Source organism: Streptomyces sp. R11, assembly GCF_041051905.1.
GTDB lineage: Bacteria > Actinomycetota > Actinomycetes > Streptomycetales > Streptomycetaceae > Streptomyces.
In genome coordinates, this window is record NZ_CP163432.1 from 3,880,033 (window position 1) to 3,903,986 (window position 23,954).

Here is a 23,954-nt window from a genome sequence, read left to right on the forward strand (position 1 = left end):
GAAAACGGGGAGGGGACCATGTCCAAGGGGGTCAAAGTCGCCGTCATAGGCGGCGTGTTCGCCGCGATGGTGGGCGGTGCCGGATACGGCGCGTACAACATCATGTCGGCGTTGAACGGCGGTGGGGCGACGGGGGCGAGCGGGCCCGCGCCGGTACGGTCCGGGCCGCCGAGCGCGGACGAGGTCGAGGAGACCACCGAGAAGTTCTTCGCGGCCTGGGAGAAGGGGCAGGCCGCGCAGGCGGCAGAGCTGACGAACAACGACGCGGCGGCCGCCCCGGTGCTCAGGTCCTACGGCCAGGACGCCCACATAACCGGCGTGAAGATCACACCCGGCAAGGCGAACGGCGACACCGTGCCCTACACGGTGAAGGCGAAGGTGTCGTACGACGGCGAGTCCGAGCCGCTGTCCTACAGGAGCGAGCTCACCGTCGTCCGCGGCCGCACCACCGGGCGGGCCCTCGTCGACTGGCAGCCCACCGTGATCCATCCGAAGCTGAAGAGGAACGATCGCCTCGTCACCGGCGAGGCGGCCGCCCCGCCCATCGAGGCCGTCGACCGCGACGGCACCGTGCTGACGAAGGACAAGTACCCCTCACTCGGCCCGGTCCTGGACACCCTGCGCGACAGGTACGGCAGCAAGGCGGGCGGCTCGCCCGGCGTCGAGCTGGCGATCCGGCACGCCGACGAGTCGCCGGACACCTCGCTGCTGACCCTCGCGAAGGGGAAGCCCGGCAAGCTGCGAACGACGCTCAGCGCGAGCGTGCAGGCGGCGGCCGAGAAGGCGGTGCAGCGGTACGCCCAGTCCTCCGTCGTGGCCCTCAAGCCGAGCACCGGCGAGGTGCTGGCGGTGGCGAACCACCGTGAGGACGCCTTCAACGCGGCCTTCGAGGGACGCGTCCCGCCCGGCTCCACGATGAAGATCATCACCGCGGCGATGCTCATCGACAACGGCGTGACCACGATGAACGGCCCCGCGCCCTGCCCGGACACGGCGACCTGGAAGAGCCAGACCTTCAAGAACCTCACGGGCCTCGAGCCCGACGAGACCGCCAACGCCACGCTCGCCAACGGCTTCGCGCGCTCCTGCAACACGGCCTTCATCAAGCTCGTCGACGAGGAGCCGCTGACCGACGCCTCGCTGACGACAGAGGCCCAGGAGCGGTTCGGGCTCGGCGGTGACTGGAAGACCGGTATCAGCTCCTTCGACGGCAGCGTCCCCGCGGCCACCGGCCCGGACCGCGCCGCGGGCGCCATCGGCCAGGGCCAGGTCCAGATGAACCCGCTGAACATGGCGTCGGTCACCGCCACCGCGATCACCGGCGAGTTCCGGCAGCCGTATCTGGTCTCACCCGACCTCGACGACCGTCAACTCGCCACCGCCAGGGGGCTGCCGGCGAGCACCGCCTCCCAGCTGAAGCAGATGATGCGGCTGACCGCGACCGCACCCCAGGGCACCGCAGTGCAGGTCATGTCCGGGCTCGGCGGCGACATCGGAGCCAAGACCGGGTCCGCCGAGGTCGACGGGGAGGCCACCTCCGACAGCTGGTTCACCGGATTCCGCGATGATGTGGCGGCCGCGGCCATGTCCCAGCAGGGCGGCCACGGCAGCGACGCGGCCGGGCCGATTGTCGCAGCCGTGCTACGAGCGTCCGGGTGAACTTATCCCTCGCGGCACGGGACTCTAGGGTGGTCGTCGTCGTTGGTATGCGTGAGGCTGGCGGGGCGGCGGGGGCCCCCGGAATACGCGAGGGAACGGAAAGCAGTGGGCAACAGAAGGCGCGTCGCCGAGCGACGGAAGACCAACCCCGCCGTGCTCGGCGGGATGATCGCCGTGGTCCTCGGCGGCGCCGGGATCGGTGTCTACGCGCTGCTCGGCAGCGGAGCCGCCGCCGAGAACGGTGCGCAGTCGTCGAGCTCGGAGAAGGCCAAGGCCGTCAAGACTGGCCCGCTGTCGGCGACGGAGGTCAAGACCGCGGCCCGGGAGTTCCTCACCGCCTGGCAGCAGGGCAAGGTGACCGAGGCGGCCGCCTCCACGGACGACACGACGGCCGCCAAGGCCCTGCTGACCGGCTACACCAAGGAAGCCCACATCAAGGACGTCACCCTCACCGCCGGCACCCGCACCGGCGCCAAGGTCCCCTTCTCCGTGAAGGGCACGGTGACGTACAAGGGGACCAGCAAGCCGCTGACGTACGACAGTTCGCTGACGGTCGTGCGGCGGGCCGAGGACGGCAAGCCGCTCGTCGAGTGGCATTCCGGGGTCGTCCACCCCGACCTGAAGGACGGCGACACCCTCGTCACCGGCGAGTCCGGCACCCCGCCGGTCAAGGCCCTCGACCGGGACGGCGGTGAGCTCACCGAGGACGAGTACCCGTCGCTGGGCTCGGTCCTGGACGGGCTGCGCGAGAAGTACGGCGAGAAGGCGGGCGGCAAGGCGGGCATCGAGCTCCAGGTGGTCCGGGGCAAGGAGTCCAAGAAGGCCGAGCTGTCCGACAAGACCCTGGTGGAGCTGAGCAAGGGCACGCCGGGCACGGTGGAGACGACGCTGAGCCCGACGCTGCAGGCCGCCGCGGAGAAGCAGGTGGCCACGAAGTCGAAGGCGTCGGTGGTCGTGCTGCGCCCCTCGACCGGCGAGATCCTGGCGGTCGCGAACTCCTCGCACGGCTTCAACATCGCCTTCCAGGGCTCCCTCGCGCCCGGCTCCACGATGAAGGTCATCACCTCGTCGCTGCTGATCGAGAAGGGCCTGGCCGGGGCGGACAAGGAGCACCCCTGCCCGAAGTACTTCACGTACGGCCACTGGAAGTTCCAGAACGACGACAAGTTCGAGATCAAGGGCGGCACCTTCAAGGCGAGCTTCGCCCGCTCCTGCAACACCGCCTTCATCAGCCAGGCGCCCGAGCTGGAGAACGACAGCCTGACCAAGCAGGCCCAGCAGGTCTTCGGCCTCTCCCTGAACAACTGGTCCGTCGGCGTGCCCACCTTCGACGGCTCCGTCCCCGTCCAGTCGCAGGCCCAGATGGCGGCCTCGCTGATCGGCCAGGGCGGGGTGCGGATGAACCCGCTGAACATGGCTTCGGTCTCCGCGACCATCAAGACGGGCACCTTCAAGCAGCCGTACCTGGTGGCTCCGAGCGTCGACGGCCGCACGCTCGCCACGGCCTCCCGCACGATGTCCGCGTCCGCGCTGTCGCAGTTGCGCGAGCTGATGTCCTACACGGCGGCCTACGGCACGGCGGCCGAGGCGATGTCCGGGGTGACCGGCGACGTCGGCGCGAAGACCGGTTCGGCTGAGGTCGACAACCAGAAGAAGCCGAACGGCTGGTTCACCGCGTACCGGGGCGACCTCGCCGCGGCGGGCGTCGTCCAGGCGGGCGGCCACGGCGGCGAGACGGCCGGCCCGATCGTGGCGGAACTGCTGAAGCTGGGCGACTGAGCCTCAGCTTCTCAGCTGGGCCTCACGCTCGACGGGTGCGGCGGGTGCAGCCGGTGCGGCGGCCAGGTATGTCCGCCGCAGGAACCTCATCAGGGCCTTCGTCTCGAACTGCACCACCGAGACACCCTGCGCGGAGTGGAACTCCACCACGGCCTGCACCCGGCCGCACGGCCACACCCGTATCTCCCCGCTGCCCGCGGGGGCGCGCAGCCCCTGTTCCAGCAGGGAGCGCGAGAAGGTCCACTCGTGTGCCTGGCGGCCGGGCAACCGGACGCGTACCGAGCGCGGGTCGATCTCGGGGTCGTACTTCAGGACGACCGGCACGGCGTCCTGTTCCTCCACCAAGAGGTCCGCGTCCGTGACGATATGAGCTCGTGCGTACTGTTCGACCACAGACATCGGCCGACCCCTTACACTGCGTCACCTATGCGAAAGCTGTGCTTCCGCTCCCCCTCCAATGTCGCATATCTTCCGGGAAGCGCCCGCCGAGACCGGCGTATATCACATGTGCGATACACGAGCGCCTCGCTCTTGCAAGGCGTTCGCATTAAGCCACTATCATCGAACGGTGCATGTACCTGACGGATTCATAGACGCCCCCACCTCCGCCGTCACCGGAGTGGTCGCCGCGGCCGCGGTCGCCGTGAGCCTGCGCGGCGCGCGCCGCGAGCTCGACGAGCGCACTGCTCCGCTGGCCGGCCTGGTGGCCGCGTTCATCTTCGCGGTGCAGATGCTGAACTTCCCCGTCGCGGCCGGGACCAGCGGTCATCTGCTCGGCGGCGCCCTGGCCGCGATCCTCGTCGGCCCCTTCACCGGCGCGCTGTGCATCTCCGTTGTCCTGCTGATGCAGGGCATCCTCTTCGCGGACGGCGGCCTCACCGCGCTCGGCGTGAACATCACCAACATGGCGATCGTCGGCGTCGTCGTCGCCTACGTCGTCTTCCGGGGCCTGGTGAAGGTCCTGCCGAAGACCCGGCGCTCCATCACCGCCGCCTCCTTCGTCTCCGCGCTGGTGTCGGTGCCGGCCGCGGCGCTCGCGTTCACGCTGCTGTTCTGGATCGGCGGCACCACCGACGTCCCGATCGGCAAGGTCGCCACCGCCATGGGCGGCGTCCACCTCCTGATCGGCATCGGCGAGGCCGCAATCACCGCGCTGACGATCGGCGCCGTCATCGCCGTACGACCCGACCTCGTGTACGGCGCCCGTGATCTGCGGCAGCCGCTGAAGCTGCGGGTCGGCGGCGAGCTCGTCGACGCCCCCGGGGCCGGGGCCGAGCAGCCGGTCGCGGCCCGGACCTCGCGCCGCACCCTGTGGATCAGCGGTCTGGCCACCTCCCTCGTCCTCGCCGGCGTCGTCAGCTTCTACGCCTCCGCCAGCCCCGACGGTCTGGAGAAGGTCGCCGAGGACAAGGGCTTCGCCAAGTCCGCGCAGGAGCACGCCAACGCCGACTCGCCGCTCGCCGACTACGGCGTCAAGGACATCGACAACGTCCGGCTGTCCGGCGGCCTCGCCGGCACGATCGGCGTCGGTGCCACGCTCGTCGCGGGCAGCGCGGTCTTCTGGGCGGTGCGCCGGCGTCGTGGCAGCGAGGCGGCCGACGTGTCGCCCACGAGCACGAACGTCTGAGACCCGACATGGGCGCCGGGCACGCACACAGGCTCTACCGGCACGGGCACTCGCCCGTGCACGGTCTGCCGCCGCACACCAAACTCGCCGCGACGTTCGCGTTCGTGGTGGTCGTGGTGTCGACACCGCGGGAGGCGATGTGGGCGTTCGGCCTGTACGCCGCACTGCTCGCCATCGTCGCCGGTGTCGCACGCGTGCCCGCCGGGTTTCTCCTCAAGCGGCTGCTGATCGAGGTGCCGTTCGTCGCGTTCGCCGTGCTGCTGCCGTTCGTGGCGGAGGGCGAGCAGGTCGAGGTGCTGGGCATGTCGCTGAGCGTCAGCGGACTGTGGGGCGCCTGGAACGTGCTCGCGAAGGGCACCCTGGGCGTCGCCGCCTCCGTGATCCTCGCCTCCACCACCGAGCTGCGCGAACTCCTGCTGGGCCTGCAGCGGCTGAGGCTCCCGCCCCTTCTCGTGCAGATCGCGTCCTTCATGATCCGGTACGGCGATGTCATCGCCGACGAGATGCGGCGGATGCGCATCGCACGGGAGTCGCGCGGCTTCGAGGCGAAGGGCGTGCGGCACTGGGGTGTGCTCGCGAAGTCGGCGGGCGCACTGTTCATCCGCTCCTACGAACGTGGCGAGCGCGTACATCTGGCCATGATCAGCCGGGGGTACGCCGGTTCGATGCCGGTGATCGACGAGGTGACCGCGTCCAGGGCGCAGTGGTCGTACGCCCTCGCGCTGCCCTTCGCCGCCCTTGTCGTCTGCGTGTTGGGATGGGCCCTGTGAGTACTGCTTCCCTGGAGGTCTCCGGCCTCGCCTTCGCCTACCCCGACGGCCACCAGGCCCTGTTCGGCGTGGACTTCACCATCGCCCGCGGCGAGCGGGTCGCGCTGCTCGGCCCGAACGGCGCCGGCAAGACGACCCTCGTCCTGCACCTCAACGGCATCCTGACCGGCGGCACCGGCAGCGTGAAGGTCGCCGGACTGCCCGTCGGCAAGCAGCACATGGCCGAGATCCGGCGCCGGGTCGGGATCGTCTTCCAGGACCCGGACGACCAGCTCTTCATGCCGACGGTCCGTGAGGACGTCGCGTTCGGGCCCGCGGCGGCCGGGCTGAAGGGGCCGGAGCTGGAGGAGCGCGTCGACCGGGCGCTGGAGCGGGTCGGCATGGCGGAGTTCAAGGACCGTCCGCCGCACCACCTCTCCTTCGGCCAGCGGCGCCGGGTCGCGGTGGCCACCGTCCTGGCGATGGAGCCGGAGATCCTCGTCCTGGACGAGCCCTCCTCCAACCTCGACCCCGCCTCCCGCCGCGAACTGGCCGACATCCTGCGCTCGCTGGACGTCACCGTCCTGATGGTCACGCACGACCTGCCGTACGCCCTGGAGCTGTGCCCGCGCTCGCTGATCCTGAGTGAGGGCGTGATCGCGGCCGACGGGAAGACGGCCGAACTCCTCGCGGACGACGAGCTGATGCGCGCCCATCGCCTCGAGCTGCCGTTCGGATTCGACCCGCGGTCCGTGACAATGGGCGCGTGACGCATCAAGAGGACGCGGGGTCGCTGTCCCTGGACGACCAGCTCTGCTTCGCGCTGTACGCCGCCCAGCGGGCGGTGACGGCCGCCTACCGCCCGCTCCTCGACGAACTCGGCCTCACCTACCCGCAGTACCTCGTGCTGCTGGTCCTGTGGGAGCGGGGCGAGACGACGGTGAAGGAGCTGGCCGCCGCGCTGCGGCTCGACTACGGCACCGTCTCCCCACTGTTGAAGCGGCTGGAGGCGGCCGGCCTGGTACGGCGTGAGCGGTCGGCGCGCGACGAGCGGTCCGTGCTCGTGGCCGTCACCGGGCGCGGTCAGGAGCTGCGGGAGCGCGCGAAGTGCGTGCCAGGCTCACTGCTCACCGCGACGGGGCTCGACGCGGCGGGAGTCGCGCGACTGCGCGAGGAGTTGTGGCAGCTCGCGCACCGAGCACACCCCACCGCGGACCCCACCCCCTGAACTCGGGTTACCCCCGGTTCCCACCCCCTGGTAACGGCAACCGACCTACCGGCCAGTACCTTGTGCGCAATGTACTTGTGCGCGCCCTTTCGATGCGCGCTGTCTGGGGGGAGGGCCAACCATGACCGACGAGGGCACCGTCGTCGACACCCGTCCGACGAAGATCATGTACGTCGCCGAGGCCACCGCGCACGGCGGCCGGGACGGCTATGTCACCAGCCAGGACGGCCAGATCGAGCTCAAGGTCGCGATGCCCCCGGAACTGGGCGGCGACGGCAACGGCACCAACCCCGAGCAGCTGTTCGCCGCCGGCTACAGCACCTGCTTCCACAACGCGCTGATCCTCGTCGGCAACCGCGAGGGCTACGACCTCACCGGCTCCACGGTCGCCGCGAAGGTCGGCATCGGCCCCAACAAGCAGCGCGGCTACGGCCTCGCGGTCGCCCTCAGCGTCTCCCTGCCGGTGCTGGACGCGGATATCGCCGCCAAGCTGGTGGACGCGGCGCACGAGATCTGCCCGTACTCCAACGCCACCCGCGGCAACATCGACGTCACGATCCTGCTCGGCTGAGGTCCCGCTCTCAGCACCTGGAATTCGTTCGTGACACACGTATCCGGCAGCTAGCCTGCCGGGCATGACGTCCTCGGAAGCATCGGAATCACCTGCCCACCCCCGTTTCGCCGAGGCTCTGCACGAGCTCGGGCTGAGCGACCTGAACGCCCGGATGCGCCGGTTCCCGGACGCGACCCGTACCGCGGCCGAGGCCGCCGCCGCGATCGGGTGCGAGCTCAGTGAGATCTGCAAGTCGCTGATCTTCGCGGCGGACGGGATCCCCGTGCTCGTGCTGATGGACGGAGCGTCCCGGGTCGACCTGGACCTCGTGCGGAAGGAACTCGGCGCCGAGAAGGTCACCCGGGCCAAGGCCGACGTCGTACGGGAGACCACCGGGTACGCCATCGGGGGCGTACCGCCCTTCGGGCACCGTACGAAGACGCGCGTGCTCGCCGATCGTTCGCTGCTCGGGCACGACGTCGTCTGGGCCGCCGCCGGGAACCCGCACGTGGTCTTCCCCATGGCGCCCCTGGACCTGGTCGCCCATGCGGGTGCCACTCTGGTGGACGTGCGCGAGCAGACTTCGTGACTCCGCTGGTCACGGCCGCCGTCCTGCTCGCGGCCGTGACGCACGCCGGCTGGAACGCCATCGCCCACAAGATCACCGACAAGCTGGTGGGGTTCACGCTCATCGCCGGCGGCGGGGTGGTGATCGGGCTGGCCCTCATGCCCTTCGGGGAGTTCCCGGCGGCCGAGGCGTGGCCGTATCTGCTCGCCTCCGCCCTCGTCCACATCGTCTACTTCGCGCTGCTCATGAAGTCCTTCCGGCTGGGCGACTTCGGGCAGGCCTACCCCATCGCACGCGGCACCGCGCCGCTCGTGGTCGCCGTACTGGCGGCCGTGTTCGCACACGAGGTGCCGAACGGCTGGGGGGCCGCCGGCATCGCTCTGTCCTGCGCGGGACTGACCGGCGTCGCCCTGTGGGGGCTGCGCGGGCGCCGGCCCAACTGGGCCGCGATCGGGGCCGCGCTGGCGACGGGGCTGAGCATCGCGGCGTACACCGTCATCGACGGTCTGGGCGTACGGGCCTCCGGGTCGTCCCTCGGTTACATCGCCTGGCTGATGGTGGTCGAGGGGCTCGTCATCCCGGCGTACGCGGTCTGGCGCTGGCGCGGACAGACGGTCGCCGTACTGCGGCCGTTCGCCGCGCTGGGACTGCTCGGTGCCGCGCTGTCCGTCACCGCGTACGCACTGGTCCTGTGGGCACAGACGAAGGCCGAACTGGCGCCGATCGCCGCCCTGCGGGAGTCCTCCATCATCGTGGGGGCCGCGATAGGGGCGGTGTTCTTCAAGGAGCGCTTCGGGGCGCCGCGGATCGCGGCGGCCGCGCTGCTGGTCGTGGGCATCGGGCTGATGCTGCACACGGGTTAGGCGAAAGCCCCGGCCGTGGGCCGGGGCTTTCACCAGTCAGGAGGTCAGCCGCCGAAGGCGCTGTTGTTGCAGCCCATCGTCGAGCCGAGGTGCGTGCTCTGGCTGCCCGAGTCGCCCTCGCCGTTGAGGCCGTTGCCCAGCACGCCGTTGAGCAGACCGACGACGCCGAGGATGTCGATGTTCAGGTCGTGGGACTTGCACTGGGTGCTCTGCTGGACCTTGTACTGGTCCCCGCCGTCGGCGTGGGCCGCGCCGGCACCCAGGAACCCGACGGTGCTCAGGGCGGCGACCAGGACGGCGGCCTTGCGAAGCTTCTGCATGTCATCTCCGGTGGAGTGAGGTGGATGCAATGCGTGAAGGGGTGACCCCTTACGATTAAGGGAGATTAAGTAAGAAATGCCCCAAATAATCCTGCGGCGCGCCGAGTTTCGAGATCTTGCGCCAGAAGTGCGGCGCCCTAGGCGAGCGCCGGCTTGCCCACCCGGAACGCGAACTGGCCGCAGTAGGTGAGCTTCCGCAGGTTCACCAGGGCCGTCCTGCGGCGACCGTGCCGCGCCCACTCGTCGATCTCGGAGTTGAGCGGGGACTGCTCGTCCCAGTAACGGCTGTACTCCGGCGGCCTGCCGAGGTAGCTCCGCATGATCAGCGCCACCCCGTCGAGCGAGGGCCGGATCTCCTGCAGCACGAGCCCCGCCTCCTCGACCAGCCTCCGGAAGCCGTACGGCGTGTAGTTCCACAGGCTGAAGGAGTGGTACGGCTCGAACTGGGACGTCGATCCGATGAAGCAGCCGCCGGGCGCCAGCACCCGGGCGATCTCCGCGAGCAGTTCGCGCGGGCGGGCGACGTGTTCGAAGACCTGGTGCGAGTAGATCAGCGGCAGTGAGTCGCAGGCGAGCGGGAGACGGACTCCGTCGTAGTGCACCACCGGGTCGCCACCGGGCGTGCGCTGGCCCGCCTCCGGTGAGTCCCGGATGTCGATCCCGACCCACCGCACCTCGGGGTCGTGCTTGCGGAAGAGCGCGGCCGACGTGCCGCGTCCGCATCCCAGGTCGACGACCAGCCCGGGCGCACCGGGGGCGCCCATCACCTCGTCGACGTAGTACCGAGAGGTGACCTGACGGGCATGGTCGTCGGGGATGCAGTCCCGCATGAGGTCCCAGAGGGTCGCCATGCTCCGATGCTACGGACACTCACCGTTGCTCGCGATTCACGCTCCGTGAGAGTCGTGAGAGCGGTGTGACGCCCGAGAGGTCGTGGGCCGCGACGCTGTTGCGGTCGGTGACCGAGCGGCCCAGCGCGTGGTGCGGCCACAGGCCCGCGGCCACCCGGCGGCTGCGCTCGCTCCACTGCCGGGCCGCCAGGCCGCCGGCCTTGTAGTGGTTGAGCGCGTAGCCGCCGGAGTGGATGCGCAGCAGGGTGAAGCCGCCGGGGTACTCCTTGGCGGCGGCGACCTCCTGCTGGGTGACGTGCGGGGCGCGGACCAGCACGGTGCGCTTGTTGCGGTGGGTGTGGCCCGCGTGGTGGAGGAAGACGCCGGGCGCGGACGCGTAGGCGTCGACGACGGTGCGGGCCTGGCGCCGCTCCAGGCACTGGCCGCGGGTCACCGGGAAGACGGAGTCCCGCACGGTCAGCGGATGGTGGCCGAACACCACCGTCGGCTGATCAGGAGCCGCCCTCAACCCGGCCTGGAACCAGGCGAGTTGCTCGGGTCCGAGGCCGCCCGCGTCGGCGCCGTTGCCGGTCTTGACGTACGTGTCGAGGCCGATGATCCGCAGCCCGCCGAGGTCACGGGCGAAGTATCCGGGTCCGGCGCCGCCCGGGAGGCCCGGGAAGGCGGTGCGGAAGGTGGAGTTGTCGGCGGAGCGGTCGTGGTTGCCGCGTACGACGAAGTAGTCCTGCCCGTGGGTGCCGAAGCCGTCCAGGATCCGCCGTGCCTCGCCCAGGTCGTGCGCCGCGCCGCCGGCCGAGATGTCGCCCCCGGCCAGCAGCAGGTCCGCCCCGCGTCGCCGGGCCTCCTCGACCAGGGCGCGGCTCATCAGCTCCGGGTACGGCGCGCGTCCCGGCTGCTGCGGCACCCCGCGCAGCAGGGGCAGGCCGCCGACGAGGCCGGCGGTGGTCTCGCCGAGGTGCAGGTCGTTGCAGAGCGCCACCGACAGCAGGTGCCGGCCGGGCGGGGGCTGCGGGGTGGTGAAGGAGTACGGTCCGCCGCTCGCGCCGAACCCGAATGTCGACGTACCCACCGCGTTGCCGCGCACCAGATGCAGCGGCGTGGGTGTGGCGGTCACGCCCCGTGAGCGGGCCTGGTAGTAGTACGTCTGCCCCGGCTCCAGGTCCGTGAGCTCGACCTGGTGATGGGCGGTCGGCAGGTCGACGGACGCGGTGCGGTTGAGCCGGGAGGGGTGGGTGCCGTAGACGACCTCGCCCTCGGTGATCGCGGGGAGCGGGTGGCCCAGGCCGTCATCGGTGCCGGGGATGCCGGTGTACCAGGTGATGACGGCACTGTCCTCGGTGAGGGTGACCAGTTCGAGGTTGACGGCGGTCAGGGCGTCGGGGTGGTGCGAGCGGGCCCGCTGCACGGCGGCGGAGGCCGAGCGCAGCAGGGCGGGGGCGAGGCGGGCACCGGAGCGCAGCACCTCGCAGGGGCCGGGGAAGGCCGACAGTGCTGCGAGAGCGGGGATGTGGGCGGAGAAGCAGCAGCGCATGTCCTCGATATGGCCCTGTGCGGTTAACGGGGGAGGTGGCGGTGACGGCGGGGCCAGGTCCGGCGCACGACATCTCCATGGAACGCGACATCTCCATGGAAGCAGCGCGAAGCCGGTCCTCGAAACGGATGTGCCGAGTCTCACTGATCCCGAGTTGCGCTCTTTGCACCCAGGCATCCCCTCCGGCACCAGGCGCCCCATTACCGGCCGTGCGGCGTGAGGAGTTCGCAGACCTCGGCTATGCGGCGGCACCCTCCGAGGCGCACCCTGGAAGCAGAGATTCCGGAGGTGATCGTCATGATGCACACCACTGTGGGATGGCACGTCGAGATGGAGTTCCAGGAGGACGAGACCCACACCAGGGCGGTCGCGCTGGTGCGGCTCCCCGACGGCAGCGAGGTACGCGCCCACGGCCACGCCACACGGCACCACACGGACTCGAATCAGCCACGTGTCGGCGAGGAGATCGCCGCCGCCCGTGCGCTGAACGAGCTCGCGATGCAGATGCTCACCAAAGCGCACAGTGAGATCGACCAGGCGTCGGGGCGAACGTCCCACCCCATCCACGTCTGACCTCACGCCGCGCGAACACTGCGCGCGACGCGACCACCGCACGCTAGGCGAGCGCCGCCCGCACCGCCCGTATCAACGCCTGCGCCCTCGGATCCGCCGTCACCGTCTTGCGGAAGCCGTTCGTCACATAGCCGAAGGCGATCCCCGTCTCCGGGTCGGCGAAGCCGAGGGCGCCGCCGCGGCCGGGGTGGCCGAAGGAGCCCGGACCCAGCAGCGGGGACGCGCTGCCGTGCAGCATGTAGCCCAGACCGAAACGGGTGTTGACCACCAGGACGCGGTCCGGACCGGCTGACTCCTGCGCCCGCGCCAGTTCCATCGTCGCCGGGTCGAAGAGCCGCACCTCGTCGACCTCGCCGATGAGCGCGGCGTAGAAGCGGGCGAGACCGTCGGCCGTCGCGATTCCGTTCGTCGCGGGTAGGGCGGCGGCGAGGTAGGCGGGGTCGTTCTGGTCGGGGAAGGGGGTGATCGCGGCGAAGGCGCGGCGCGTGAGGGAGGTCGGGTCCTGATAGGCCTCGGTGACCGAGCGCTTCGGACGTGCGCGGAGCCCGCCCGCCGGATCGGGTCCCTCGACCCGGCCCGTACGGCCCACCCGGCCCGCCTCGGACTCCGGCAGCCCGAGCCACAGGTCGAGGCCGAGCGGACCGGCGATCTCCGCCGCGAGCCACTCGCCGGCCCACCGCCCGGTCACCCGGCGCACCAGCCCGTCCAGCAGCCAGCCGTACGTCAGCGCGTGATAGCCGTGGTCGGTGCCCGGCACCCACGCGGGCGCCTGAGCGGCCACCGCCTCGGGGCCGCGGTGCGGGTCGAGCGCTTCCTCGGGCGTGAGCGGGCGGTCGAGCACCGGGAGCCCGGCGCGGTGGTTCAGCACGTGCCGGACCAGCAGCCGCTCCTTGCCGCGCGCCTTGAACTCCGGCCAGTACTCACCCACCGGCGCGTCCAGGTCCAGTTCTCCACGCTGCCGCAGGATCAGGGGTACGGCGGCGGCGACGCCCTTGGTCGCCGAGCGCACGACCTGCGCGGTGCCGTGCTGCCACGGCTGCGTGCCGTCGACGTCCTTCGTGCCGGCCCACAGGTCGACGACCTTGCGCCCGTCCCGGTACACGGCGACGGCCGCGCCGCGCTCCCCGAGCGTGCCGAAGTTCCGTATGAACGCCTCCCGGACCGGCTCGAAGCCCTCGGCCACTGTGCCGTTCACGTCCACGCCCGTGCTCCCCTGCGACTGTCTCGTTCCGCGGCCGGCCGGCTCTGCCCCGCGACCGGCTCGTGCGCCTTCGACAGTCATCCCAACACGTGTTCGCGGTCTTCGATTCCATTGTGTGGCCGACGTCTCGGCCGCTCGGGCCGGTCGAGAAAACGCAGTTGGACACATGAAGAAGCCGGTGAGGGCAACCCGTCCCCACGGAGCCCTCACCGGCCGGCCTGTCACTTCAAGGGTGGTACTTCAGAGGCGGCCCGTCAGGCGCGCACCAGCGCCCGGTCCTCGTCGGGGTCCTCGGACCCCTTCGCCTCGGCGTCCGTGCGCAGGCCCTCGCCCTCCACGTCCACGTTCGGCAGGGCACGGTCCAGCCACTTCGGGAGCCACCAGGCCTTCTTGCCGAGCAGGGCCAGGACCGCCGGGACGATGGCCATCCGGACGATGAAGGCGTCGAAGAACACCGCGATCGCCAGGCCGAAGCCGATCATCTTGACCATGGACTCGCTGGAGCCGATGAAGCCCGCGAACACCGCAATCATGATCACCGCGGCCGCCGAGACCACCCGGGCGCCGTACTTGAACCCGGTCACCACCGCCTGGCTCGGCTTCTCGCCGTGGACGTACGCCTCGCGCATCCGCGTCACGAGGAACACCTCGTAGTCCATCGCCAGGCCGAAGACGACGCCCACCATGAAGATCGGCATCATGGACATCACCGGGCCGGTCTCCTCCACGCCCATGAGGCCCGCGAACCAGCCCCACTGGAAGACCGCGACCACCGCGCCCAGCGCCGCCATCACGCTCAGCAGGAAGCCGAGCGCCGCCTTCAGCGGGACCAGGATCGAACGGAAGACCACGATCAGGAGCAGGAAGGCGAGGCCGACCACCAGCGCCAGGTACGGCAGCAGCGCGTCGTTCAGCTTCTCCGAGACGTCGATGTTCATCGCCGTGCTGCCGGTGACCAGCACGGTCGCGTCGGTGTCGGCCTTCACCTCCGCGCCCTTGTCGCGGATGGCGTGGACCAGGTCCTCGGTCGTGACGGAAGACGGCTTGGCGTCCGGGATCACCGTGATCGTCGCCGTGTCGCCCGCCTTGTTGGGCGCCGCCGGCGTCACCGCCACGACGTTCTTGATGCCCTTGATGTCGTCGCCGACCTGCTTGAAGGCGGCGTCCGGGTCCCCGCTGCCCTTGGCGTCGACCACCACCATCAGCGGGCCGTTGAAGCCGGGCCCGAAGCCGTCGGACAGGAGGTCGTACGCCCGGCGCTGCGTGGTGGACGTCGGCTGCGAGCCGTCGTCGCCGAGACCCAGTTCGAGGGAGCTCGCGGGGATGGCCGCGGCGCCGAGGCCCACGACACCCAGCAGGAGGATGGCGATCGGGCGGCGTACGACGAAGCTGGCCCAGCGGGTGCCCAGGTTCGGCTTGGCCGGCCTGCCCGCCTCGCTGCCGGAGGCCGCCTTCTTGTCGGCCCGCTTGCCGCCCATCCACCGGCTCTTCTTCCCGGCGGGCTGCACCTTCTTGCCGGCGTACCCGAGCAGGGCCGGGATCATCGTCAGCGCGATCAGTACCGCGATCACGACCGTGCCGGCCGCCGCGATGCCCATCTTCGTCAGCATCGGGATGTTGACGACCGACAGGCCGACCAGCGCGATCACCACCGTCAGACCGGCGAAGACCACCGCCGAGCCGGCGGTGCCGACGGCCCGGCCGGCCGCCTCCTCGCGCTCGCGGCCCTCGGCCAGCTCGGCGCGGTAGCGGGAGACGATGAACAGGGCGTAGTCGATGCCGACCGCCAGGCCGATCATCATCGCCAGCGTCGAGGTCGTGGAACCCAGCTCCAGCGTGCTCGCCAGGGCCGTGATCGTCGAGATGCCGATGCCGACACCGATCAGGGCGGTCAGCAGCGGGAGCCCGGCCGCGATGAGCGAGCCGAAGGTGATGACGAGGACGACCGCGGCGACGCCGATGCCGATGATCTCCGTGGCGCCGGTGTGCGGCACCGTCTGCAGCGCGTCACCGCCGATCTCCACGGTCAGCCCGGCGTCCCGCGCGTCCTGCGCGGCGTCCTCCAGGGCGTCGCGCGAGGAGTCCTGCAGTTCCATGCCGGAGACGTCGTACTTCACCGACGCGTAGGCGACCGTGCCGTCCTTGCTGACGGCCTGCGCGGTGTACGGGTCGGCGACGGAGGCCACCTCGGAGCCGTCGGACAGCTCCTTGACGGTGTCCTCGACGGTCGCCTTGTTGCCGGCGTCCGTCATCTTCTGCCCGTCCGGCGCCTTGAAGACGACCCGGGCGGTGGCGCCGTCGGCGCTCATGCCGGGGAAGCGCTGTTCCAGCAGGTCGAAGGCCTTCTGCGCCTCGGTGCCGGGGATCGAGAAGGACGTCGTGCCCGCGGCGGGCGCGCTGGCCGCGCCCACACCGGCGAGGGTGAGCAGCGCGACCCATATGAGGGCGACGAAATGCCGTCGCCTGAAGGCGAGCCGGCCGAGTTTGTAGAGGAACGTGGCCACGAGGGCGTCTCCCGGTCAGGTCGTGGATGGTGCGTGGGCAGGGGTCATCAGCCCGACGACGTGAGCGGTTACGTCAGGTGGAGGGCTTGCTCAGGGGACTGTCAGGGGGTGGGCGCGCCGAGGGCGGGGAGGACCACGGCGTCGATGTACGACATGAGGAACGCCTGTGTCGGCGGCTGGTCGTCGATCAGGGTGCGGGTGGCGAACGCGCCGACGAGCATGTGCACCACGTACTCCAGCGCGGGGCAGTCGGCGCGGATCTCGCCGCGGTCGACGGCCCGCTGGACCACCCGGTTGAACTCCTCCATCTCCGGCTCGATGAGCAGTTCCTTGAAGGCCCGGAGAAGGTCGGGGTTGGCGTGCACCGCCATGAACAGACCCCGCATCAGCGCGGCGTTCTGCTGCATGTGGCAGTCGTCCTCGCGTGCCGTGAGGGCGTGGAGGTCGCCCCGCAGGGACCCGGTGTCGACGTCGGCGATGCTCCCCGGCTTGTTGTGCCGGATCGCCTTCGCCACCAGCTCCGGCTTGCCGCCCCACTGGCGGTAGAGCGTCGCCTTGCTGGACCGGGTGCGGGCCGCCACGGCGTCCATCGTGAGGGCGTCGTAGCCGACCTCCCGGAGCAGGTCGAGCACGGCCTCGTACAACTCGGCCTCGCGCTCAGGGGTGATCCGACTGCGACGCGCGGTTGCCGCCTCGGTCACGGTCCTTCACCTCCCACTCCGAACGACACGGTTTCGTACACCTAGAAGGTACCCCATTCCGCGAGCGAAACGAAACGGTTTCGTTCGTGTCCTGGGTCACGCGCACCCTTATGCCGGGCATGTCACGAGTTGCTGAGGTCCGTCCCCGGGAAAAGCATGGGTAGGTGAGCTATCTGCGCCTGCCGCACCTCCATGACGACCTGCTGTGCTTCGTGGCCGAGGACGACCTGTGGCTGGCTCCCCTCGACGGCCCGGCCCGCGCCTGGCGGCTCACCGTGGACCGCACCAAGAGCGGCCACCCCCGCTTCTCCCCCGACGGCCGCCACATCGCGTACACGAGCTGGCGCAGCCTGGTCCCCGAGATCCACCTCGTCCCGGTGGACGGCGGCCCCGGCCGCCAGCTCACCCACTGGGGCTCGGCCGACACCCAGGTGTGCGGCTGGACCCCCGACGGCGTGATCCTCGCCGTCGCCTCCCACGGCGAGCCCTTCTCCCACTTCACCTGGGCCTACAAGGTCCGCCCGGACGGCGACCCCGGCCGCAAACTCCCCTGGGGCCCGTGCTCCGACCTCCAGGTCGCCGACCTCGACGGCGAGCGCAAGACCCTGCTCCTGACCGGCACCCCGCCGCACGAACCGGCCGCCTGGAAGCGCTACCGGGGCGGTGCCACGGGCAGGCTCTGGCTGCACGGCGAACGCCTGCTCGCGGACATCGGCGGCCACCTCGCCTCCCCCATGTTCGTCGGCGGCCGGATCGCCTTCCTCTCCGACCACGAGGGCGTCGGAAACCTCTACTCGTGCGCGTACGACGGCTCCGACCTGCGCCGGCACACCGACCACGACGCCTTCTACGCCCGGCACGCCGCGAGCGACGGCACCCGCGTGGTGTACCAGTGCGCGGGCGACCTGTGGATCGTGGAGGACCTCGCCGCGGGCTCCGAGCCGCGCCGGCTCGACGTGCGCCTGAGCGGGCCGCGCGCGGGCCGGCGTCCGTACCAGGTGCCGGCCGCCCAGCACGTCGACGGCATCTCCGTGGACGAGACGGGCCGCGCGAGCGCCGTGGTCGTGCGCGGCAGCCTGTACTGGCTCACCCACCGGGACGGCCCCGCCCGCACGATCATCGACACCCCGGGCGTACGAGTCCGGCTCCCGGAGATGCTCGGCTCGGTCGGCCAGGTCGCCTATGTGACGGACGCGGAGGGCGAGGACGCCATCGAGATCGCCTACCTGCCCAGGGCGACCGGCGACCGCGAACCCCGCCGACTCGCCTCGGGCGAACTGGGCCGGGTCCTGGAGATGGTCGCCGACCCGCAGGGCGAGCGCCTCGCCATCGCCGCGCACGACGGACGCCTCCTGCTCCTGGACGTGACGGAGGACTCCAACGGCGAGGTCACCGAGCTGATCCGGTCCGACAACGGCCCGGTGCGGGACCTGGCCTTCTCCCCGGACGGCAGCTGGCTGACGTGGTCGCACCCCGGCATCGGCCGCACCCTCCGCCAGATCAAGCTGGCCCGCATAAAGGACCGGATGATCGTCGACGTCACCAACGGCCGCTTCGAGGACGAGAATCCGGTGTTCACGCGGGACGGCCGCTACCTCGCCTTCCTCTCCTGGCGCGGCTTCGACCCCGTCTACGACGTCCACACCGGCGACCTGTCCTTCCCGCTGGGCTGCCGCCCCTACCTGGTCCCCCTGTCCTCCGCGACCCCCTCCCCCTTCGCCCTCAACCCGGAGGGCCGCCCCGCGGCCGGCGGCCTGGACCCGGTGGAGGACGAGGAGGGCGGGGACGGCGGCGCGCCGACCGTCGAGATCGAGGGCCTGGAGAGCCGGGTCACCCCCTTCCCGGTCACCGCCTCCAAGTACTCGGCGCTGTACCCCGTCGCGGGCGGCGGACTGGTCTGGCTGCGCTGGCCCATCTCGGGCGCGCTGGGCGAGACGTTCGCCAACCCCGACGACATGACCGGCCGGCCGACCCTCGAACACTTCAACATCAGCAAGGCGAAGAAGTCCGAACTCGTCGACCACCTCGACTGGTTCGCGGTCAGCGGCGACGGCACCCGGCTCGTCCTGGTCGACGAGAACGACCTGCGCGGTGTCCCGGCCTCCGAGTCCGGCGACAGTGACACAACGGTGTGGATCGACCTGCGCCGCATCCTGCACCAGGTCGACCCGACGGCCGAGTGGAGGCAGTCCTACGCGGAGGCGGGCCGGCTGATCCGGGCGTACTTCTGGGAGCCGGAGATGTGCGGCATCGACTGGGACGCGGTCCTCGCCCAGTACCGCCCGCTCGTCGAACGGGTCGCCTCCCCCGACGAGTTCGCGGACCTGCTCCGCGAGGTCCTGGGCGAACTCGGCACCTCACACGCCTACGTCTCCGCAGCCCGCCGCAACGAGGGCCCGGCCCACTACCAGCGCTGGCAGGGCCTGCTCGGCGCCAACTTCGTACGCCGCGACGAGGGCTGGATGGTCAAGCGCATCCTCCCCGGCGAGTCCTCCGACTCCAAGGCCCGCTCCCCCCTGGCAGGCACCGGAATCCGGGAGGGCGCGGTCCTCACCCACGTCGACGGCCGCCCCGTGGACCCGATCACCGGGCCCTACCCCCTCCTGGCCGGCGCCGGCGGCACGACGGTGGAGCTGACGTTCACGCCGGCGGAGGGCGAGGCCGGCCGGGCGCGCCGCGTGGCCGTGGTCCCCCTCATCGACGAACGCCCCCTGCGCTACCAGGACTGGGTCGCCAAACGCCGCGCCGTCGTACGGGACTTGAGCGACGGCCGCTGCGGCTACCTCCACATCCCGGACATGGGCGGCTCGGGCTGGGCCCAGTTCAACCGGGACCTGCGCATGGAGATGTCACGCCCCGCACTGATCGTCGACGTACGAGGCAACGCCGGCGGCCACATCAGCGAGCTGGTCGTGGAGAAACTCACCCGCACGATCCTCGGCTGGGACCTCACCCGCAACGCCCAGCCGGTGTCGTACGCCTCGAACGCCCCGCGCGGCCCGGTCGTCGCCCTCGCCGACGAGGCGACCTCCTCCGACGGCGACATGATCACGGCCGCCTTCAAACTCCTCAAACTGGGCCCGGTCGTCGGCCAGCGCACCTGGGGCGGAGTCGTCGGCATGACCGGCCGCCACCGCCTCGGCGACGGCACGGTGATCACGGTCCCGATGAACGCGGCCTGGTTCGACGCGTACGGCTGGAGCATCGAGAACAAGGGGGTGAGCCCCGACGTCGAGGTCCTGCGGACACCGCTGGACTGGGCGGAGGGCCGCCACGCCCAGCTGACGGACGCGGTGGAACTCGCCCTGGAACTCCTGGAGACGAACCCCCCGGCAACGCCCCCGGGCTACGCGCACGTACCGGACCGGTCAAGACCAAAATTGCCGCGGCGTTCTTGAGAGGCGGCGGCACCAACCCCCTGGAGGCGCGGGGAACTGCGCGACCAGCCCCCACCGGACCCGCACCCGACAACACAAACGCGGGGCACCCACCAATGAGGGGGCACCCCGCGTCGTGTTCAGCGAACCGACTGACTACCGGTCGTAGTCCTCGTCGAACCGCTCCTCGTCCTCACGCTCACGCATGCGCTCGGGCTCCCCGTCACGCTGCGGCCGCTGACGCTCACGCTCACCGTGCTGGCGCGGACGCTCCTGCTGACCGTGCTGGCGCGCACGCTCCTGCAGCTGCTCGGACTTCTCCTTGAACTGGTCCTTCATGCCCATGTGGGTTCACTCCCGTAGTGAGTGGGGGGTTGGCCCCTCGGTGGGGCCTCGACCAGATTCACACGGGCGATAACCCTGCGCATGTCGATCAGTCACGCCGCGTAATGCGCTCCTGCTCATCGGCGGCGCCGCCCGCTCCGACCAGCCCCGTCCGCACCCCCACCAGCCGGTCCCCGAAGCGCCGCATCTCCCGTTGCCCCACGGTCCCGATGATCCCCGGCAGATACCCGCGGACCCCCTGCATCCCGCGCAGCCACCACTGCGCGTAGACATGGCTGGAGCGCCGCTCGATACCCGCCACGATCCGGTCGACCGCCGGCCCCAGCGGATACGTCTTGTTGGACGGCCACGGCAGCCGCTTCCTCAACTCCCGCATGACGTCGTCCTGATCGGCGCCGCGCACCATGTCGGTGTCGGTCCACGACAGATACCCGACCCCCACCCGCACGCCCTTGTAACCGACTTCGGCCCGCAGGCTGTGCGCGTACGCCTCCACACCCGACTTGGACGCGCAGTACGCGGTCATCATCGGCGCCGGGGTGATGGCCGCGAGCGAGGCTATCTGGAGCAGATAGCCCCGGCTCTCCATCAGCACCGGCAGGAACGCGCGAGCCGTCACCGCCGACCCGATGAGGTTGACCTCGATGACCCGCCGCCATGCCTCCGGGTCGGAGTCCACGAACGGTCCCCCGCTGGCGACACCCGCGTTGGCGACGACGATGTCGACCTTCCCGAACCGTTCCTTCACCTCCCGCGCCACCCGCGCCATCGCCTCGTGGTCCGTCACGTCGGCGTACCAGTGGTCGCTGTCGCTGTGCAGCCGTGCGGAGACCTGCTTGAGGGCGTCCGCCTCCAGCCCCACGAGCGCCACCTTCGCGCCGCGCGCCGAGAGCTTGCGGGCGAGCAGCTCCCCGACGCCCCGCGCCGCCCCCGTGACGACGGCGACCTGTCCTTCGAGGCTCACCCTGCTCATGCGCCCTCCTTGACCTGCGTGTACGTCTTGGCCTGCGGGTATGTCATTGCCAGTTCGCGTATCTTCCCGGTCACCAGCTCGGGCGCCTCGACCGGTGTCATGTGCCCGAGGCCGGGCAGTTCGGTGACGCCGAGGCAGTGCGGCAGCGCGGCGGCCAGCGAGCGGGCGTGCACCGGCGGAGTCAGGCGGTCGGCCGTGCCCACGACCACCGCGGTCGGCACCGTCAACTGCCGTACGCCATGGTCGAGATCGAGCAGATCCAGCACGTTCGACCAGGCGTGTCGCACCCTGCGCGGGCACGCGTGCACGATCCGCGCGCACGCCTCGACCATGTGCGGGGCCGAACCGGGGCCCATCGTCGCGTACTTGAGGATCGACCTGGCGACCGGCGTGACCGGCCCGAGCGGCGCCCGGGAGCCGAGGATGTGCTTGGTCAGCCAGGTCCGCAGCCGCCCCGGCCGCATCGGTACGACCGTGGACTCGGCGACCAGCCGCGAGGCGCCCGTGCTGCACAGCAGGACCGCGGCGGCGTGCGCGCGGAGCCCCGGGCGGCCGGCGGCGGCCATCACCGTCATGCCGCCCATGGAGTGCCCGACGATCACGGCCTTCTCGCCGGGTGCGAGCGTGGCCTCCAGTACGGCTTCGAGGTCGTCGGCGAGAGCGTCGCTGCTGCACGCCGGGCTCGCCGGACTGCGTCCGTGGCCGCGCTGGTCGTAGGCGATGACCCGGTGGTCGACGGCCAGCTCCCGGATCTGCGCCGCCCAGAAGGCGGTCGAACAGGTCCAGCCGTGCGCGAGCACGACGGCGGGCGCGGCCGTGTCGTCGACGGGGCCGTGCACCTCCACGTGCAGGCGGGCGCCGTCGGCGGATATCGCCGTCAGCTCGCGGGCGGGGGCGGGCGGGGCGTACGGCCCGGTCGCGACGTGCATCAGCCGGCTCACGCGGTCACCCCAGACTTGGCGTCCTTGGACTTGCCGCTCTTCGCGTTGCCATCCTGCGACTTGCCATCCTGCGACTTGCTGTCCTTGGACTTGGCGTCCTCTGACGTGGCGATCTTCTCGGCCGGCGCTCGCAGGAGCTCGTACTCCGCCAGATCAACCCGCCGCGTGGCCCGCCGGAACTCGGTCGTCGTACCGGGCCAGACGGTCGTGTTGCGGCCGCTGGCGTCCAGGTACCAGCTGGTGCAGCCGCCCGTGTTCCACACCGTCCGCTTCATGCGCTCCTGAACGCGCCGGTTCCAGGCGTGCACGGCGCTGGGCCGGGCGTCCAGAGCCGCGCGTCCGCCGAGGACGTTCAACTGCTTCACGAAGTCGGCCATGTAGTTCAGCTGGGACTCGATCATGAGGATCATGGACGAGTTCCCGAGCCCCGTGTTGGGCCCGATGATCGTCATCCAGTTCGGGAACCCGGCGGCGGACGCGCCGCGCAGCGCCTCCATCCCGCCCTTCCACGACTCGGCGAGGGTCTGCCCCTCCGGGCCCACCACCCGGTCCGCGATCGGCATGTCGGTGACGTGGAACCCGGTACCGAAGACGATCGCGTCGACCTCGGCCTCGCTGCCGTCGGCGGCGACGAGGGTCGAGCCGCGAATCTCGCTCAGACCGCTGGCGACGAGGTCCACGTTGGGCTGGGCGAGCGCCGGGTAGTACTCACTGCTCAGCAGGATCCGCTTGCAGCCGATGCGGTAGTCGGGGGTCAGCTTGGCGCGCAGGGCCGGGTCCTTGATGGAGCGGGCCATGTTGCGCTTGGCCAACTGCTCGATCAGGCCGAGCTCGTTGGGGCGCTTGGTGAACGCCTGGACCTGCAGCTCCCGGATGCCCCACAGCAGTCCACGGCGCAGTTGCGCGGTGAGGGGCAGGGCCCGGTGCAGGGAACGCTCGACGCCGCTGATGGCACGGTCGACGCGGGGCAGGACCCACGGCGGGGTGCGCTGGAAGAGCGTGAGCCGCTCGACCTGCGGCTGGATGGACGGCACGATCTGGATGGCGGAGGCGCCGGTGCCGACCATCGCGACCCGCTTGCCCCGCAGGTCGAAGTCGTGGTCCCAGCGGGCGGAGTGGAAGACCTTGCCCGGGAAGGAGTCGAGCCCCGGGATGTCCGGCGTCTTCGGGTCGGACAGCGGCCCGGTGGCGGAGACGACGAGGTCGGCCGACAGATTCCCCGCGCTGGTCTCGATGTCCCAGCACAGCCGCTCGGCGTTCCAGGTCATCCGCTGCACCTCCGAGTTGAAGCGGATGTGCGGCCGCAGCCGGAAGACGTCGGTGACGTGCTCCAGGTAGGCGCGGATGTGCTGCTGGCCGGAGAAGGTACGCGGCCAGTCGGGATTGGGCGCGAAGGAGAAGGAGTACAGATGGGACGGCACGTCACACGCACACCCCGGATAACTGTTGTCCCGCCAGGTGCCGCCCACGCTGTCGGCCCGCTCCAGGACGACGAAGTCGGTGACGCCCTCGCGCCGCAGCCGTACGGCGGCCCCCAGCCCGCCGAACCCGGACCCGACCACCGCGACCCGCACATGTTCGCGTTCGGCCATGCCTGTGCCTCCCTGCTTC

22 protein-coding genes are annotated in these 23,954 nt (G+C 70.9%); 11 read left to right on the top strand and 11 right to left on the bottom strand.

Annotation, left to right across the window (positions count from 1 at the left end; genetic code table 11):
- Window positions 1–18: 18 nt before the first annotated feature.
- Window positions 19–1,659, top strand: a complete 1,641-nt coding sequence (locus tag AB5J55_RS17560; RefSeq protein ID WP_369271590.1) for a penicillin-binding transpeptidase domain-containing protein — start codon at window positions 19–21, stop codon at window positions 1,657–1,659.
- A gap of 105 nt (window positions 1,660–1,764) precedes the next feature.
- Window positions 1,765–3,438 (top strand): penicillin-binding transpeptidase domain-containing protein, encoded by a 1,674-nt coding sequence (locus tag AB5J55_RS17565; protein ID WP_369271591.1) that lies wholly within the window; start codon window positions 1,765–1,767, stop codon window positions 3,436–3,438.
- Window positions 3,439–3,441: 3 nt separating this feature from the next.
- On the opposite strand, the gene AB5J55_RS17570 is transcribed toward AB5J55_RS17565, so the two are convergent.
- Entirely contained in the window at window positions 3,442–3,837 is a 396-nt protein-coding gene (locus AB5J55_RS17570; RefSeq protein ID WP_369271592.1) for an SsgA family sporulation/cell division regulator, read from the bottom strand.
- Window positions 3,838–4,006: 169 nt separating this feature from the next.
- Between AB5J55_RS17570 and AB5J55_RS17575 the strand changes: the two genes are divergently transcribed.
- From AB5J55_RS17575 to AB5J55_RS17605, 7 genes are all read left to right on the top strand, one after another.
- Entirely contained in the window at window positions 4,007–5,065 is a 1,059-nt protein-coding gene (locus AB5J55_RS17575) for an energy-coupling factor ABC transporter permease (RefSeq protein ID WP_369271593.1), read from the top strand.
- An 8-nt stretch (window positions 5,066–5,073) separates the two neighbouring features.
- Entirely contained in the window at window positions 5,074–5,835 is a 762-nt protein-coding gene (gene cbiQ / locus AB5J55_RS17580; RefSeq protein ID WP_369271594.1) for a cobalt ECF transporter T component CbiQ, read from the top strand.
- Window positions 5,823–6,584: an energy-coupling factor ABC transporter ATP-binding protein gene (locus AB5J55_RS17585; RefSeq protein ID WP_369271595.1), complete on the top strand. Its 762-nt coding sequence runs from the start codon at window positions 5,823–5,825 to the stop codon at window positions 6,582–6,584. The genes cbiQ and AB5J55_RS17585 overlap by 13 nt, the downstream gene beginning before the upstream one ends.
- Window positions 6,581–7,042, top strand: coding sequence for a MarR family winged helix-turn-helix transcriptional regulator (locus AB5J55_RS17590; RefSeq protein ID WP_369271596.1), 462 nt, complete (start codon window positions 6,581–6,583; stop codon window positions 7,040–7,042). Before AB5J55_RS17585 ends, AB5J55_RS17590 begins: the two co-directional genes overlap by 4 nt.
- 121 nt (window positions 7,043–7,163) lie before the next feature.
- On the top strand, window positions 7,164–7,613 hold the full coding sequence (locus AB5J55_RS17595) for an organic hydroperoxide resistance protein (protein WP_369271597.1): 450 nt from the start codon (window positions 7,164–7,166) through the stop codon (window positions 7,611–7,613).
- A 64-nt stretch (window positions 7,614–7,677) separates the two neighbouring features.
- Window positions 7,678–8,184: a YbaK/EbsC family protein gene (locus AB5J55_RS17600; protein WP_369271598.1), complete on the top strand. Its 507-nt coding sequence runs from the start codon at window positions 7,678–7,680 to the stop codon at window positions 8,182–8,184.
- Entirely contained in the window at window positions 8,181–9,026 is an 846-nt protein-coding gene (locus AB5J55_RS17605) for an EamA family transporter (protein WP_369271599.1), read from the top strand. Before AB5J55_RS17600 ends, AB5J55_RS17605 begins: the two co-directional genes overlap by 4 nt.
- Window positions 9,027–9,070: 44 nt before the next feature.
- Here AB5J55_RS17605 and AB5J55_RS17610 read toward each other — a convergent pair whose 3' ends face one another.
- The 3 genes from AB5J55_RS17610 to AB5J55_RS17620 all read right to left on the bottom strand — a co-directional run bounded on the left by AB5J55_RS17610 (window position 9,071) and on the right by AB5J55_RS17620 (window position 11,728).
- Window positions 9,071–9,346, bottom strand: coding sequence for a hypothetical protein (locus AB5J55_RS17610; RefSeq protein ID WP_369271600.1), 276 nt, complete (start codon window positions 9,344–9,346; stop codon window positions 9,071–9,073).
- Window positions 9,347–9,483: 137 nt separating this feature from the next.
- The gene (locus AB5J55_RS17615; protein ID WP_369271601.1) at window positions 9,484–10,197 is read right to left on the bottom strand and encodes a class I SAM-dependent methyltransferase; all 714 of its coding nucleotides are present in this window, start codon (window positions 10,195–10,197) and stop codon (window positions 9,484–9,486) included.
- A gap of 19 nt (window positions 10,198–10,216) precedes the next feature.
- On the bottom strand, window positions 10,217–11,728 hold the full coding sequence (locus AB5J55_RS17620) for a metallophosphoesterase (protein ID WP_369271602.1): 1,512 nt from the start codon (window positions 11,726–11,728) through the stop codon (window positions 10,217–10,219).
- A gap of 297 nt (window positions 11,729–12,025) precedes the next feature.
- On the opposite strand from AB5J55_RS17620, the gene AB5J55_RS17625 reads away from it, so the two are divergent.
- Window positions 12,026–12,301, top strand: coding sequence for a DUF1876 domain-containing protein (locus AB5J55_RS17625; RefSeq protein WP_369271603.1), 276 nt, complete (start codon window positions 12,026–12,028; stop codon window positions 12,299–12,301).
- 43 nt (window positions 12,302–12,344) lie between these two features.
- On the opposite strand, the gene AB5J55_RS17630 is transcribed toward AB5J55_RS17625, so the two are convergent.
- The 3 genes from AB5J55_RS17630 to AB5J55_RS17640 form a co-directional block, all read right to left on the bottom strand.
- Window positions 12,345–13,502, bottom strand: a complete 1,158-nt coding sequence (locus AB5J55_RS17630; protein WP_369271604.1) for a serine hydrolase domain-containing protein — start codon at window positions 13,500–13,502, stop codon at window positions 12,345–12,347.
- A 254-nt stretch (window positions 13,503–13,756) separates the two neighbouring features.
- The gene (locus AB5J55_RS17635; protein ID WP_369271605.1) at window positions 13,757–16,006 is read right to left on the bottom strand and encodes an MMPL family transporter; all 2,250 of its coding nucleotides are present in this window, start codon (window positions 16,004–16,006) and stop codon (window positions 13,757–13,759) included.
- A gap of 101 nt (window positions 16,007–16,107) precedes the next feature.
- Window positions 16,108–16,707, bottom strand: a complete 600-nt coding sequence (locus AB5J55_RS17640) for a TetR/AcrR family transcriptional regulator (protein WP_369271606.1) — start codon at window positions 16,705–16,707, stop codon at window positions 16,108–16,110.
- A 164-nt stretch (window positions 16,708–16,871) separates the two neighbouring features.
- On the opposite strand from AB5J55_RS17640, the gene AB5J55_RS17645 reads away from it, so the two are divergent.
- Window positions 16,872–20,105 (top strand): S41 family peptidase, encoded by a 3,234-nt coding sequence (locus AB5J55_RS17645; RefSeq protein ID WP_369271607.1) that lies wholly within the window; start codon window positions 16,872–16,874, stop codon window positions 20,103–20,105.
- 135 nt (window positions 20,106–20,240) lie between these two features.
- On the opposite strand, the gene AB5J55_RS17650 is transcribed toward AB5J55_RS17645, so the two are convergent.
- From AB5J55_RS17650 to AB5J55_RS17665, 4 genes are all read right to left on the bottom strand, one after another.
- Window positions 20,241–20,429 (bottom strand): hypothetical protein, encoded by a 189-nt coding sequence (locus AB5J55_RS17650; protein ID WP_369271608.1) that lies wholly within the window; start codon window positions 20,427–20,429, stop codon window positions 20,241–20,243.
- A gap of 88 nt (window positions 20,430–20,517) precedes the next feature.
- Entirely contained in the window at window positions 20,518–21,402 is an 885-nt protein-coding gene (locus AB5J55_RS17655; protein ID WP_369271609.1) for an SDR family oxidoreductase, read from the bottom strand.
- Window positions 21,399–22,343 (bottom strand): alpha/beta fold hydrolase, encoded by a 945-nt coding sequence (locus AB5J55_RS17660; RefSeq protein WP_369271610.1) that lies wholly within the window; start codon window positions 22,341–22,343, stop codon window positions 21,399–21,401. The genes AB5J55_RS17655 and AB5J55_RS17660 overlap by 4 nt, the downstream gene beginning before the upstream one ends.
- Entirely contained in the window at window positions 22,340–23,935 is a 1,596-nt protein-coding gene (locus tag AB5J55_RS17665) for a flavin-containing monooxygenase (protein ID WP_369271611.1), read from the bottom strand. Before AB5J55_RS17665 ends, AB5J55_RS17660 begins: the two co-directional genes overlap by 4 nt.
- Between the last annotated feature and the right edge of the window lie 19 nt (window positions 23,936–23,954).